A 15,692-nucleotide genomic window follows, 5' to 3' on the forward strand; every position below is an offset into this window, starting at 1 on the left:
GAAACTCCTACTTTTAGGGCAGGAGTTTTCTTCGCCAAAAATTATGATTTAGTTTAGGTTTATTGCTTGTTTTATGAAATGACAATTCAAATATATCGCTTTTTTATGAAATACAATATAATTATTAAAATTTTTTATTTTCATGTTCGTTAATAATTGGGCTGTTTTCGTCTTAATCTTCCGATAAACTACTTCTAAAGCTATATTTATTTTGTCTTTATTTATTACAATTTTTTATTTAATTATTTCAAAACAATACATACTTCGTAAGCTTTTATGTTTTTTTAATTAATAGGCCCTGTTTTTTGACTTAATTTTGTAAAAAATACATTGATACTGCTTTCTATGAAAAAAGTTATTTTACTTTCTTATTTTACGTTTTGTTTTTCTTTTCTTTCTTTTTCTCAGGTTTTACCTATTAGTATCCAACTGACAGAAAATAACCAGTCTCCTATTATTGGTGCTACTATCAGAATCGTTAACCGTGCTGATAGTACCAAGGTTCTTAGCAACACTACCGATACGCTCGGCATAGCCCGCTTTAATCTTGTACTTAATCAACAATATAATATATATGCTACTTCGATAGGCTATAAGCCTATTGTAAAAGGAATCCGTGCTACAGAGAAGCAACCCTTATTAAAATTTGTGATGGAAGCCGACAACCAATTGCTTGGCGATGTGGTTGTAACAGCCCGCAAGCCTTTAATACAACAAGAAGACGACAAAACCATTGTAGACCCTGAGCCCATAGCCAACACAAGTACGAGTGCCTATGAGGTAATGGAGAAAATTCCGGGGTTGTTTGTTGACCAGGATGGTAACATTTATTTAAGTAATTCAACACCTGCCACAATTTATATTAACGGCCGTGAACAAAAAATGAGTACTGCCGATATTGCAGCTATCTTAAAAAGTTTACCACCAAATAGTATCGAAAAAGTAGAAATCTTACGCACGCCCTCGGCCAAGTATGATGCCAGCGGAAGTGGCGGTGTAGTAAATGTGATTTTGAAGAAAGGTGTAAAAATTGGGCTTACGGGTAGTATAAGTGCTGGAGCAAACCAAGGTAGATACGGGAACCAGTTTATCGGGCTCAGTCTCAATAATAGTAGCGGTAAGCTGACTTCTTTTCTGAACCTCAATTATTCGCACCGCAATAGTTTTGAAGAAATACAAACAACCCGTCGGTTTTCGGCTGATAGAGAAATATTTCAAAATGCCTATACTACTTTTCCGGGCAATATGGCTTACGCAGGTTTTGGTATAGGCTACGAGTTAAATAAAAAATGGGAGCTAAACTACGATGGACGCTTGAGTTATAATCAGAATAATTCATCGGCCAATAACGAAAGTATCATCAGAAACTTGAGTTCGGCAGAAGTTTTAACAAATAACATAAACACTACCAATAACCGAGGTAATAATTATGGAATCAATCAGGGTATAAACGCTAAATACAAAATAGATAGCCTTGGCTCTGAATGGACAACCGATATAGCATATAATTACTTTAATAACCAAACCGATCAGGTTTTCAATACAGCTTATGTTCTTCCTGCTAATACCGATTTAGGCGGCACCGGTGATATTGGCAATAAACGAACCTTTATTTCGGCACAAACAGATGTAAAATATAAATTACCTTATAAAATTACGCTGGAGTCTGGGCTTAAAGCTACTTATCAGGCATTTAAGAATACTACTAATTATTATACCAAAATTGGTGAGCAACAAAGTATTGATATGTCAAGAACTGCTCAGTTCGACTACAACGAAAGTATTTATGCGGCCTACGTGCAAATTTCAAAGAGTTTTGGCGAGTTTATTCTGAAAGTAGGTACACGTCTCGAAAATACAAATATGGATGGGCAGCAGCGTGTACCTACCGATACATCATTTAAAATAAACCGAACTGATTTGTTTCCTTATGTGTATCTGAGCCGCAAAGTTGCCAAGATTGCAGGCTATGAACTGCGGGCCTATCTGGTACACCGCAGGTCTATTACCCGCCCCGTTTACGAATACCTTAATCCTTCCCCTCGCTTTATTGACCAATACCTGTATGAAGCAGGAAATCCGACTTTAAGGCCACAATTCACCCAAAACTTTGAGGCAAATATCAGCATAGAAGACCGCCCGATATTTGCTATTGGCCGTAACTATACTCAAGATATTTTTACGAACGTAATTTATCAGAACCCTACCAATCCAAGTATCGCTTACCGAACTTACGATAACTTAGGAAAAAATCAGGAAACTTATTTTAGGTTATTAGGTGCGGTGCCTCCTGTTAACAGATATTTCTTTGTGGCTGGCGCACAATTTAATTATAACGATTACAATGGTTTGTACGAAAACGCGCCACTATCGTTCCAACGAGGTAGCTGGTCTTTCTTTACGTTTCATCAATTCAAAGTAGATAAAGTTACTAATATCAGCCTTAATGGGTTCTTCCGTCTGAAAGGCCAATTACAGTTTTATGAGTTGAGCAACTTCGGAAATCTGAACCTGAATGTAAACCGCCAGTTCTTCAACAAGAAGCTGACAGTTACGTTAAGTATGAACGATGTGTTCTATACCAATAAAAACAACTTCACTATCAATCAGGGTAGTATTTCTGCTTTTGGATTCCGCCGAGCAGATACTCGTCGGGTTGGTCTTAACCTTCGCTATAACTTCGGATTCCGTAAAAAAGAAGAGAGCGGTAATCCACTCAATTTTGATACTCTGGAAAGAAGTAGTAACTAATAGCGCCATATACCATAGAAAATTTGCTAAAAACGCTTTAGCAATAGCCTTAATGTAAGAGAAATTTGCTAATTTTCGGTTCTATTACAATTTCTAATCATTTTATTAAACCTCATGACCTTCAAAAACCTCTTTAAAAGCAAGGTTCCGCTTTTGCTTTTATCAATCGGTTTGGTTGTTTCGTGTATGCGAACTTCAACAACCAACAAACCCATTGTAGTTACCGAAGACCCCGTTCAAGCAGTTGCTAAAGCCAAAGAAATTCGTGAAAAAACAGCAGCTAAGCTGGCTGACGGACTACAAATGACACTTTGGGCTTCTGACTCCCTTGCTCCTGACCCTGTTGCCATGTCGATTGATGACTGGGGGCGTGTATTTCTTACAAGAACAAATAGACAAAAAAACTCGGAGTTTGATATTCGTGGACACCGTGATTGGATGACACCTTCGATTGGCTTACAAACAGTAGAAGACCGCCGTGCATTTTTAAGAAGCACTTTTGCTCCTGAAAAAAGCAACGAAAACTCATGGTTGAAAGACCTTAACGAAGATGGCTCGCATGACTGGAAAGACTTAGCCGTTGAAAAAGATGAAATCTGGCGTTTAGAAGACAAAAACGGTGATGGTCTTGCCGATGTTTCAACCCGTATTCTGAACGATTTTCATGACGAAATTACTGACGTAGCAGGTGGCATATTGGCTCGTGAAGATGATATGTTTGTTGGTATAGCTCCTGACGTGTGGCGCTTAAAAGACACCAACGGCGATGGTATCATTGATTCAAAAACATCTATCAGTCACGGTTATGGTGTACATATTGGTTTCAGTGGCCACGGTATGTCTGGTTTGATTGAAGGCCCAGATGGCCGAATCTACTGGAATATCGGTGATATTGGTGCCAACATCACAACCAAAGATGGTAAGAAACATGAGCATCCTAACTCAGGTATTATTGCACGCTCGAACCCTGATGGTAGCGATTTTGAAATTTTTGCGGCCGGACTTAGAAACACCCACGAGTTTGTTTTTGACGAATATGGTAACCTCATTTCGTCAGACAACGATGGTGACCACCCAGGTGAAAGCGAAAGATTGGTACACGTAGTTGAAGGTTCTGACGCCGGATGGCGTTCAAACTGGCAATATGGTAAATACACCGACCCTAAAAACAACAAATACAAAGTTTGGATGGACGAAGGTTTATCAAAACCACGTTGGGACGGACAAGCGGCTTATATTATTCCGCCAATCAGAAATTACCACAATGGCCCAACCGGTATGGTTTACAACCCAGGTACGGCACTAGGTAAAGAGTGGAAAAACAAATTCTTCCTTGTTGAATTTGTGGGTGCGCCTAACCGCTCGCACATCTGGTCGTTTGGCCTTAAGCCAAAAGGCGCTTCTTTTGATTTTGAGAGCGAAAAAGACGTAGTAAGCGGTATTTTGCCAACTGGTATCCGTTTCGGCCCAGATGGTGCACTATATGTTGCTGACTGGATTAATGGTTGGGGTACTAAAAACTACGGTAGAGTTTGGAAAATTGACGTAGCGGCCGACAAAAACGACCTGAAAGCACAAAGAGAAGAAACCAAACGACTGATACAATTAAAATACCCTGCGCAAACCGACGATATGTTGTATTCTTTGTTGATGAACGTAGATATGCGTATCAGACAAAAAGCACAATTTGAGTTAGCGAAAAGAGATAAAAGAGGCTTTGTAGTATTTAATAAAGCAATTGCCCAAAGAGAAAACCAATTGGCTCGTGTGCATGCTATCTGGGGTATTGGCCAGCTAACGCGCATGAATGCCTCTTATGCTACACCACTAGCAGAATTGTTGACAGATAAAGATGAAGAAATTATAGCGCAGGCAGCCAAAATCATTGGCGATGCCCGTGTTAAATCTCTAAGCTCACAATTGATACCATTGCTTAAAAGCTCAAATCCTCGTGTAAGATTCTTTGCTGCAGAGGCACTGGGCAGAACTGCAAATCAAGATGCAGTACAACCGTTGATAGACTTATTGAAAGCAAATAACGATGAAGACGTGTATATCAGACACGCTGCCGTTTTGGCTCTATCAAGAATTGGTAAAGCTGAACCTATTATCGCATTATCGAGCAACCCAAGCAAGGCATTAAGAACTGCAGCAGTTTTGGTGTTAAGAAAACTGAAAGACCCTAAAATCAGTGTTTTCTTGAATGACTCTGACGAATACATTGTAGCAGAAGCGGCAAGAGCTATCAACGACGATTTATCTATCGTACCAGCTTTACCTGCATTAGCAGCTACTTTGAAAGAAACCCGTTTTAAATCGGAGGTTATTCTCAGAAGAGCTATTAATGCTGCACTTAGAGTAGGCGGTGCACAAGAATTAGATATGTTGATTGCCTTTGCAAAAAGAACTGATATTAAAGATGAAATAAAAGCAGAAGCTTTGGCTACATTAGGTTCTTGGGCAAGTCCATCGGTACTTGACCGTGTAGATGGCCGTTACCGTGGTAAGTTAGAGAGAGATGGCGCATTAGCTAAAAGTAAATTGCAACCACATATCGCAGAATTTTTGAAAGAGAAAAATCCTGAAACTCAGATTGCGATTGCAGGTTTATTGGCTGATTTGAATATTACTGATGCTAACAGCCAATTAGTAGCTATTTATAATGCCAGCACCGATACAAAAGTAAAAACTGCTGTGCTTGCTGCCTTAAATACCTTGAAGTATCCTGAAATGGATACAATCATGAAAAAAGGTATGGACGATAAAGACGAAAACGTAAGAACTGCAGCTTTAGGTTTACTAAACAACTCGAATGTAACGAAAGAATCTCTTCCAACAATTGTTAATTCTATCTTCAGCAAAGGAAGTATCAAAGAACAACAACAAATGTTGGTTGTATTAGCTAAGATGGATGCAGATAAAACACAGGTAATCTTAGATAATTTGGTTACACAATTAATCGATAAAAAATTATCGCCAAATATTGCACTAGAGTTAAAAGAAGCTGTTGACGCAACAGGTTCTGAAACGCTGAAAGCTAAATTGGCTGCCAATAGTGCCAACAATTCACCAATGGACGAGTTTAAAGATGCTTTGTTCGGTGGGAATCGTTTTGCAGGTCGCCAGTATTTCAACACTAACTCTACGGGGCAGTGTGTGAGATGTCACTCTCTTGGTGGTAATGGTGGCACTGTTGGGCCTCCGTTAACACACATTGGCGATGTTTTGAGCCGTGAGCAAATCTTACAAGCACTAATTGAGCCAAGTGCCAGAATCTCACCAGGTTTTGGAGCCGTAACGATTAAACTGAAAGACGGGCAAGAAGTAACCGGAACATTGGCAAAAGAAACAGAAACAGAATTGACTATTAATACGTCTGATGCTGAGCCGCTGGTTATTCCGGTAGCAAGAATCGCCAAAAGAGAAAACATGCCATCGGCAATGCCTCCAATGGGAATGTTGATGTCGAAGCGTGAAATCAGAGATATGGTAGAATTTTTGTCTAATCTGAAAAAGTAATTAGCTTTATATCCTGAAAAGGCTTTCTAAGTTCGAAATGCTTAGAAAGCCTTTTTTGTTTATGAGTATACTTTAACAACCTATGAAACCTTGAAAGGTATTTTGCATACCGTCCTGTTTACAATCTTATCTATATCGCTGGCTTTCGGCCAGAACGACCAGTGTATTGGTCCCAATATAGGTACAGGTGCTTTGTACACCCAACGCACTGTTGGTTGTGTACCCTTTACTGTACAGATTGAAAAAACAGACGAGAACTCTACCGACAATCAGTATATTTTTAAATACACAGGCGGCCCGCCTGTGAATGCCGTAACACAAAGAACTTACACTTATACACAGCCGGGGGCTTATAAGCTCATGCAGATTTCTTACAGAAAAGATACAAAACAAGAGCTACGCATTTGTACTATTATTACTGTATTAGATACCGCACATATTGAAATTAACCCCAAAATATGTGATAATACAATTAGCTTAAATCTGAACGACGAAAGAAAAAACGGAACAATTCCGTATGATTTCTGCTATATCAATTGGGGTGATGGTTCAACTTCAGAAAAAGTAAACTTACCCTCGGTATCAATTACTCATATTTATACCGACAAATCAGCCAGAAAAATTAATGTGAAAGGTGGCTATATTGTAGATAACTGCGGAGGTACCAGTAGCATAAACTTACAATTTCCTACCATAAGCGAACCTAAAATACAAGAACTTGTTAAAACAGGAGAAAATAAGTTTACCCTCAGTTTTAATAACGAAACGGGAGACGATTATACAGTTTTGGCTGATGGAAATGTGCTCCTGACCCAAAAAGGAAAATTAGGACAAGAACGGGTTTCATTTGAACACAATAATATAAATGCGTGCTATCGTGTTCAATTACAAAATTCATGTTTTACCAATACAATATCAAAAGAGGTTTGTGATATTGGTTTTAGCGTAAAATCTATAATTGATGGCAATGAGCTTATGTGGAGTAATCCCTCACGTATGCCTATCAAAGACTTTATACTTACTAAAAACAATACTATTGATATTCCACTTAGTGGGACTTCCTATCCGGATAACGAAGTAGACTGTAATGAAGAAGTTTGTTATCAGGTGCGTTTTAAAACTAATGAAAGTGTTTTTATTGGCGAGAAGCTATGCATTAAAAATACAATGATTCCATGTGGAACACTTAAGCCTATCCACATTCCATCAGCATTTAGCCCCAATAACGATGGCATTAATGATAAATTATTCCTGTTTGGTGATTTAGAGAAGTTCATTAGCCTGAAAATTTTTAATCGGCGAGGGCACGTAGTAAAGCAAATTGATTATCCTTACGAAGCCTGGAACGGCGACGACCTCCCTGCAGGTATTTATGAATATCTCTTAAAATTCAAGACTACATCTAAGCAAGAAAACACATTGCAGGGAACAATTACATTATTGAAATAAAACAAATTTTAATTTTCTTGTAATGGTTCTTACTGAAACTTAACTACCACCTGCATAGACTTCGATACTGGTTTATCGTCGTTAGTAGCCGGAAACCATTTAGGCCCGTTCTTTATAATTCTAATAGCCTCTTCATCACAACCAAAGCCCAGGCTTCTTATAATAGTAAAGTCTGATAATTCACTTTTTTCGTTTACAACAAAACTTACTATTACTCGCCCTTTAACATTATACTGCCTTGCTCTTGGTGGCAGTTTGGTGTTTTCTTTCAGGTAAACTTCGTATGCTTCCCAGCCAAATTCGGGCTTGGCATTAGTAGCTGTTTTTTCGAACATCACTTCATTAGGGCTAGTAACCGAAACTTTTGGTTTGCTTGGCATATAAAAACTGCGCTCACTATACACAATTTTGCCCGGCAGGTTATTCTTTAATGGCACTTCCATCTGCGGCATAGTAAGACTATTGAAAACCACTATATCACTTCTCCGGGCATCTTTTAAACTAAACTTACCCTCTTCATCTGTTTTAACACCATCTGCTTTTCCCTTTATGTTAACCGTTACATCTTTCATTGGTTCGTTGTCTTCGTTTACCACAATGCCCGATATTGAAGCTCTTGCCAAACGAGCAGCGCCGGTTGCAGCTATGTTATCAGTATATGTATGGTCTTTATCTGCCACCTCTTTTTTCTCGATAGGCATTGCTACCGGCGCAGCCGCTACCTGTGGCGGTGCTTCTGCTAGTTTTTCGGTTTCTTTAGTATAAGTGCTATATTTTGCTTGTGGTGCATCTATCACAGCAGTTGCTTGTTCTTCTTTTAATACTGCCTGTGCTTTATTTGTACTAACTGCACTTCGTTTTTGGTGCACTTGTGGGGCTAATGCATCCTGTTTTCTATTTAGGGCGGTTTTATCTTCTTCGGCTATTGGAGCACTGGCTATTGGTTCTGATAAATTTTCTTTCGGCTCAAGCTTTTCTATCGGCACCAAAGCAGTAGTATCTTCATTTTGATTACTCTCTAGCAAATAATATGTTCCGCCAAAAACTAGCAACATAGCAGCCGCAATGCTAATCGGTTTCCAGATTCTAATAATATCGAAACCAACAGCAGGTTTACTTATTGGGGTTTCGAGTCTCTTACCTAATCTTGCCTTTAAGTCAGAAATATTGGTTTCAGTAGAAACTTTATCTTTTTTGATTTTCGATATACCCTCTACCGCATCGGCATAGAAAGGCTGTTCGAGCAGAATTTTTTCTACCCGATGCATTTCCTGAAAAGTCATTTCTCCGGCCTCGTACCGTCTCAGGTCTTCGGCTGTAAGAACATTTTCAGTAACCGAACTATACTTTTTCTTTGCCATTATTTATTCTTTTCCATACAAATTTTCAAATTCCGTTTACCATTCTGAATATAGCTTTTCACTTTGTTCATATCAAACCCAGTTTGTTCGGCTATTTCTTTATAGCATTTCTCTTGCAGGTAAAACAACTCTACACACGACTTCTGTTCAAACTCTAGTTTACCAATGCAATTTTCCAATTTCTGTAAATCACCCTCCAAATCTATTGTTTCATCTGATAGATGCACAAAAGGCTCGTTTTCCATAAATTCATCATCAGAAATTTGCAAACCACCAACTTCTACTTTCCTCACCCGTAGTTGCATCAAACAATAGTTGCGGGCTACACTATGCAGCCAGTTTTTAAAATTACTTATCTGGTGCTTTTTCAAATCTTCTACCAACTGCTCAAAAATCTCCATCGTGGCATCTTTGCTTTCTTCTTCGTTACGCAGGTACTTGTAGCAAATCGAGAAAACCATTTCCATGTTTCTCTCATACAACTCTCCAAGCACGTTCAAATCGCCACTTGCCTGATAGGCCGCTATATATTCAGCATCAGTCTGGGGCTTAGATTTACGTTTGAAAAATTGCATGCGTTATGGTTTTCGGAGCTTGGTAAGACAAATTTAATTTTTTTCTAAAATTTTTATGGAATTTTTATGAAGTCTTCATCAATAGAGAAAATTACAAAGATTTCATGTTCTAACAACTCCCCAAGCCATGAAAACTTTCTGAAAACAATATTGGGGAAACTAAAATTATGGGAATTAAAATATTGCTTCTGACTTTGACTCTTTTCTTAGGGTTCTTTTTTGTACAAGACCGCACAATTACAGGCACGGTTACTTCTGCCACCGATAATATGGCTTTGCCGGGTATTACGGTTACTATAAAAGGGACAAATAAAGGAACTACAACTGATGCTAATGGGAAATACAGCATTAAAATCTCGAATTTGCACAGCACACTTGTTTTTCAAGGAATTGGGTTTACTACTGAAGAAGTAAAGATTAAGGAAAACAAATCTGTTTATGATGTAAAATTAAAAGATGCCGCTGCTAGCTTAGAAGAAGCTGTTGTAATAGGTTATAGCGTTGAAGGCTTACATAATACACAAAGGGTGTCGGTTCATAAATCAAAAATGGGAAGAGAAGCCTATGCAACAGCGCCAATGATGAACCAAATTGCGACAGCAGATTACAATACCGAAGAATATGGCACTTTTGAAGAGAATGTTTTTCATGAAACCAAGAAAGATGCACTGACTACTTTTTCGATTGATGTTGACAGAGCTGCTTACAGCAATATGCGCAGAATGATTAATAGCGGACAATTACCGCCGAAAGATGCGATTCGGATTGAAGAAATGATTAATTACTTCGATTATGATTATAAACAACCAACAGGAAAAGACCCTGTGAGTTTTCAGACCGAAATATCTGATTCACCTTGGAACAAGGGTTTGAAATTGCTTCATATTGGTTTACAGGCTAAAAAAATACCAACCGATAATCTGCCTGCATCTAATCTGGTTTTTCTGATTGATGTGTCGGGTTCAATGAGCGATTTTAATAAACTGCCTCTTTTGAAACAAGGGTTTAAACTTTTGGTTGACCAACTACGCCCTAAAGACCACGTAGCAATTGTAGTATATGCCGGAGCTGCCGGAATGGTATTGCCCTCAACCTCAGGTAAAGAAAAGACCAAAATAAAAGAAGCACTTGAAAATCTGCAAGCAGGTGGCTCAACAGCCGGAGGAGAGGGAATAAAATTAGCTTATAAAATTGCTTTAGATAATTTTATAAAAGGTGGTAACAACCGTGTTATTTTAGCAACTGATGGCGACTTTAACATAGGAGCATCAAGCGAAGCTGATTTAAAGAGTATGATAGAAGAAAAAAGAGAATCGGGGGTGTATCTGAGTGTGTTAGGTTTTGGGATGGGTAATTATAAAGATAATAAGATGGAAACACTTGCCGATAAAGGCAATGGCAACTATGCTTATATCGACGACCTACAAGAAGCCCAAAAAACATTTGTAACCGAATTTGGTGGTACGCTCTTTACTGTTGCTAAAGATGTGAAACTACAACTGGAGTTTAATCCTAAATATGTAAAAGCATATCGTTTGATTGGCTATGAAAACCGTCACTTGAATAACGAAGATTTTAACGATGATAAGAAAGATGCCGGAGATATGGGGTCGGGACATACAGTAACTGCCATTTATGAAATTATTCCGGCAGGAATCGAAAGCCTATATTTAAGCAAAGTTGACCCGCTGAAATATCAAGAATCTAAAAACCTATCGGATGTAGCAAACTCAAACGAAGTGCTTACCATAAAGCTACGCTTTAAACTCCCTGACGAAAAAACAAGTAAGCTAATGGAGGAAGTAGTTTATGACAAACATACAGCTTTTGACAAAACATCTGATAATTTCAGATTATCGGCTTCGGTTGCAGAGTTTGGTTTATTATTAAGACAATCAGCCTTTAAAGGCAATGCCAGTTTTGAACATATTATTGCTACGGCTAAATCGGCACGTGGCGAAGATGAGGAAGGCTACAGAGCCGAATTTATTAAGTTAGTAAAAACGGCTCAGTTATTATCAAACAAAGATTTGGCTAGAGATAAATAAAAACGAAAGCCCTGACGATGGTCAGGGCTTTCGTTTTTATTTACAGTTATAAGTATATGTTTCTTGTTCATCGTATGTTTCAGTGCTACTTTTCCGAGTCGCTGTCATTTTTGAAGGAAATCCTTCGGGAGTGTATTCATATTTATATGTCAATGATTCCATTTCTCCACTAAAAAAGACTAGTGCAGAAGAAGACGTTATATTATTTGAATTATAATAATAGGTCATATTTTCTCCAAACATCGCACCTGCAATTACTAATGGCAATGAGTGTTTAGATATATTAGAATTCAAAAAAACGTTCGATTTATCATCAAAGCTTATGTTCTCTAATACTGTCTGCTTACCAGTTCCTATATCTACCATTACCTTTTTAATGTTAGATTTATTATCATACTCAAAAATGAAATCCAGATTTCCTTCTTCTGATACCCCTTGAATTTTTTCAACTAAGCCTTTTGAATTTGTTGTATAAATATATTCAGAAAATGAAAGTGAGAAAAATGTATTTTGCGCATCATATTTTACTTTAGTAATATTACCTTTAGCATCATACTGGTATTGAAAAGTTTCTTTTCCATCAGAATTTATTACCATTTTAGTAAGGAGTCCGTTAGTATCATATTCATAGTTTGTAATATCGCCATCTTCATCTTTACTTTCTAATAAGTTTTGGGCATTATACTTAAATATAGTTTTGTATTCTGCTTCATCTGAGGTATAAATCATTTCATTTAGATAACACTTTTTAGCATTGCTACCATTGCTTCCATTAGTACCGTCAGGGTTATTCGTCTTACCAGTTCCATCAGGATTAGCAAGAATTACATCTTCTTTACAAGAAATCATTATGAATGTTGATAAAGCAGCTATAATCAACAGCAGTAAAGTTTTTTTCATATAGAGGTATTATTTAGATTTTTTTAATTCAGCGTGCAAAAGTACAAAAAAACACTGGCATCACAATTTTTTCGCCTAACTGTGCTGTCATAATGTGTTCAATATCAAAAATTTAGCTATTTACCTCTAAACGCTGCTTTCCTTTTTTGCAGAAATGCCATTACGCCCTCAGCAAAGTCATGTGTTTTTCCCAATAAATCCTGGTTCACAGCTTCTTGCTCCAATATCTCTTCAAGATTACTGTTTAAAGATTGGTTTAAGACTTTTTTCATCAGCCCAATAGATTTGGTGGCTGCGGTTTTGTAAGTATCTACCAATTCGTTTACGGCCTTATCAAGCTCGGCGTAAGGTACGGCTTTACTTACCAGCCCTATGTTCAGGGCTTCGTCCATAAATACTTTGCGGCCAGTACTGCAAAGCTCAAATGCTTTTTGCATACCTACCATGCGTGGTAGAAAAAACATAGAACCTGCATCTGGCATTAAGCCAATACCTACAAAAAGCTCACTCATGTAAGCATCTTTATTAGCAATTATTACATCGCAGGCCAAAGCTAAAGACATACCCGCTCCGGTAGCAATCCCATTAAGCCTACACACAACAGGTTTCTCGGCATTTCTGATAGCCCTAATCATTGGATTATAATTATCTCTCAACGATTCGCCTAATGACATAAGCCCTTTATCTAAACCTGCCTTCAGGTCGGCTCCCGAACAGAATGCTTTTTCTCCAACACCGGTTATTACAATAGCTCTTATTGTTGGGTCATGACTTGCCGTTTCAAGCGCATTTGTTATCTCTCTTATTAATTCAGTACTTAAGGCGTTATAGACTTGTGGTCTATTAAGAGTAATGGTTGCTGCGCCTTCTGAAACCTCGAAGATTATATGTTCATACATAATTGATAATCAAGTTTTTATTTAACTTTATAATTTATCTTGTCTAAAAATTGTTATATTATTTAGAGAATTAATAGACAAAATTGCCAACTAATGTGAATCCGCAAAACATTTTTATTTAAATTTTATAGTAATTCACATTGATGCAATATATTTGCAAACTTTTTTTAAAATTTCTCCAAATGGAAGTTAATCAACCATTGAATGGTAATGGTAGTGGTAATCACCACCATAATCTTGACAAAGTTTCAGCTGCTGGGCTCCTCATCGCATTAGGTATTGTTTTTGGCGACATCGGTACATCTCCTTTGTATGTATTGAAAGCTATTGCCGGAACAGAAGTGGTTGATGAAGAAATTATTCTCGGTGCTTTATCTTGTGTGTTCTGGACTCTGACACTACAAACCACTTTTAAGTATGTTGTTCTTATTCTGAGAGCCGATAATAGGGGTGAAGGGGGTATTTTCTCATTATACACACTTGTGCGCCGCCATGCCAAGTGGCTTACTATTCCGGCAATTATCGGGGGTAGTACCATGTTGGCAGATAGTGTCATTACCCCTCCTATTTCCGTTTCATCCGCTATTGAGGGGCTTACAAAAATATATCCTGACATTCAAACTGTACCGATTGTCATCGTTATTTTATCTATTTTGTTTCTGGTTCAAGCCTTAGGTACGAATGTAGTTGGAAAGGCTTTTGGGCCTATTATGCTTATCTGGTTTTTAATGCTGGGTACGTTTGGTATTATAAATGTGGTAAAAGATTTTGAAGTATTAAAAGCTATTAATCCTATGTATGGGTTAAGGCTTTTAACGCATCATCCGGGAGGTTTTTTCTTGTTGGGTTCGGTATTCTTATGTACTACAGGGGCAGAAGCACTTTATTCAGACATGGGCCACGTTGGGCGTAGCAATATCCGGATTATGTGGATATTTGTTAAATTATGTTTATTGCTAAACTATTTTGGGCAAGGCGTTTATGTGATGAGCCTGAAAGGCCAGACCATTGATGCCCGTAACCCATTCTATGATATTATGCCGGAGTGGTTCTTGCCATTTGGTATTGGTATTGCTACTATGGCTGCTATTATTGCCAGCCAAGCTATGCTTACAGGGGTATTTACCTTAATCTCGGAAGCAATCCGTTTGAACCTCTGGCCTAAAATAAAGATTAACTTCCCATCAGACCAGAAAGGCCAAATATATGTACCAAGTCTTAATATGCTGCTCTATATTGGTTGTGTTGGCGTAGTTTTATACTTCCAAAAATCATCTTTAATGGAAGCTGCATACGGATTGTCCATTGTACTAACCATGATGATGACTACCTTCTTGTTTAGCTATTACTTATATGCCAAGAAAGTAAATATGTGGATTATACTTGGCTATTTCTGTTTGTTTATATTTATTGAAACCTGCTTTCTGATTGCCAATTTACAGAAATTTACACATGGTGGCTGGGTGTCAATGCTTATTGCAGTTGTGATGATTGCAGTTATGTATATCTGGTTAAGTGCTTCTAAAATTAAAGCACGTTTGACAGAATATGAAAAACTAGATAAATATGTAGAATCTTTGAAAGAATTAAGCAAAGACATAACTGTACCAAAATATGCAACACACCTTGTGTTTTTAAGTAATGCATCAAGAGCGACAGAAATTGAGAATAAGATTATATATTCTATTTTCCAGAAACGCCCTAAACGTGCCGATGTTTACTGGTTTGTGCATGTTGATACCCTCGACGACCCCTATACGATGGAATATAAAGTAAAAACTATTGCTCCTGACGATGTTTACAAGGTCAATTTCCGATTGGGTTTCCGTGTGCCAAATAAGATAAACTTATACTTTAAGAAAGTTTTGGAAGATATGGTAAAATGCGGTGAGGTAGACATCAGAAGCCGTTATGAATCTTTGAATAAACACAATGTGATTGGCGACTTCCGTTTTGTTGTATTAGAGAAATTCCTTTCTTACGATAATCAACTTTCGTTCTTCGAAAACCTGATTATGAGAGCTTATTTCTTTATTAAAGGATATACACCATCTGAAGATAAGTGGTTTGGGCTAGATAGCAGTTCGGTTAAAGTAGAAAAAGTACCGTTAGTAATACGCCAGGCCGAGAACGTTAATCTTAAACGTATTCCTTGGCAGGCTAATAGTTAATACACTTTAAAAATTCATA

At 37.7% G+C, this 15,692-nt stretch carries 9 protein-coding genes; 5 read left to right on the forward strand and 4 right to left on the reverse strand.

Annotated features, from left to right (window positions below):
• Nucleotides 1-345: 345 nt before the first annotated feature.
• The 3 genes from WAE64_RS02150 to WAE64_RS02160 all read left to right on the forward strand — a co-directional run bounded on the left by WAE64_RS02150 (nucleotide 346) and on the right by WAE64_RS02160 (nucleotide 7,719).
• The gene (locus WAE64_RS02150) at nucleotides 346-2,751 is read left to right on the forward strand and encodes a TonB-dependent receptor (RefSeq protein ID WP_340233994.1); all 2,406 of its coding nucleotides are present in this window, start codon (nucleotides 346-348) and stop codon (nucleotides 2,749-2,751) included.
• Nucleotides 2,752-2,865: 114 nt separating this feature from the next.
• Nucleotides 2,866-6,270, forward strand: a complete 3,405-nt coding sequence (locus tag WAE64_RS02155) for a DUF7133 domain-containing protein (protein ID WP_340233996.1) — start codon at nucleotides 2,866-2,868, stop codon at nucleotides 6,268-6,270.
• Nucleotides 6,271-6,372: 102 nt separating this feature from the next.
• Nucleotides 6,373-7,719: a T9SS type B sorting domain-containing protein gene (locus tag WAE64_RS02160; protein ID WP_340233998.1), complete on the forward strand. Its 1,347-nt coding sequence runs from the start codon at nucleotides 6,373-6,375 to the stop codon at nucleotides 7,717-7,719.
• A gap of 29 nt (nucleotides 7,720-7,748) precedes the next feature.
• On the opposite strand, the gene WAE64_RS02165 is transcribed toward WAE64_RS02160, so the two are convergent.
• Together WAE64_RS02165 and WAE64_RS02170 are read right to left on the reverse strand one after the other, a co-directional pair.
• Nucleotides 7,749-9,080, reverse strand: coding sequence for an energy transducer TonB (locus WAE64_RS02165; RefSeq protein ID WP_340234000.1), 1,332 nt, complete (start codon nucleotides 9,078-9,080; stop codon nucleotides 7,749-7,751).
• A complete protein-coding gene (locus tag WAE64_RS02170; protein WP_340234002.1) occupies nucleotides 9,080-9,655 on the reverse strand; it encodes an RNA polymerase sigma factor in 576 nt (191 codons plus the stop codon). The genes WAE64_RS02165 and WAE64_RS02170 overlap by 1 nt, the downstream gene beginning before the upstream one ends.
• Before the next feature lie 167 nt (nucleotides 9,656-9,822).
• Between WAE64_RS02170 and WAE64_RS02175 the strand changes: the two genes are divergently transcribed.
• On the forward strand, nucleotides 9,823-11,703 hold the full coding sequence (locus WAE64_RS02175) for a YfbK domain-containing protein (RefSeq protein ID WP_340234004.1): 1,881 nt from the start codon (nucleotides 9,823-9,825) through the stop codon (nucleotides 11,701-11,703).
• 36 nt (nucleotides 11,704-11,739) lie between these two features.
• On the opposite strand, the gene WAE64_RS02180 is transcribed toward WAE64_RS02175, so the two are convergent.
• Both WAE64_RS02180 and WAE64_RS02185 read right to left on the reverse strand, forming a co-directional pair.
• Nucleotides 11,740-12,603 (reverse strand): RHS repeat domain-containing protein, encoded by an 864-nt coding sequence (locus tag WAE64_RS02180; protein ID WP_340234006.1) that lies wholly within the window; start codon nucleotides 12,601-12,603, stop codon nucleotides 11,740-11,742.
• A gap of 116 nt (nucleotides 12,604-12,719) precedes the next feature.
• The gene (locus WAE64_RS02185; RefSeq protein WP_340234009.1) at nucleotides 12,720-13,502 is read right to left on the reverse strand and encodes an enoyl-CoA hydratase/isomerase family protein; all 783 of its coding nucleotides are present in this window, start codon (nucleotides 13,500-13,502) and stop codon (nucleotides 12,720-12,722) included.
• Between the two features lie 182 nt (nucleotides 13,503-13,684).
• Here WAE64_RS02185 and WAE64_RS02190 point away from each other — a divergent pair, with 182 nt between their 5' ends.
• Entirely contained in the window at nucleotides 13,685-15,673 is a 1,989-nt protein-coding gene (locus WAE64_RS02190) for a KUP/HAK/KT family potassium transporter (RefSeq protein WP_340234011.1), read from the forward strand.
• The last annotated feature ends 19 nt before the right edge of the window (nucleotides 15,674-15,692 follow it).

The sequence above is a fragment of the Emticicia soli genome (assembly GCF_037860775.1).
In the GTDB taxonomy this organism is placed as follows: Bacteria; Bacteroidota; Bacteroidia; order Cytophagales; family Spirosomataceae; genus Emticicia; species Emticicia soli.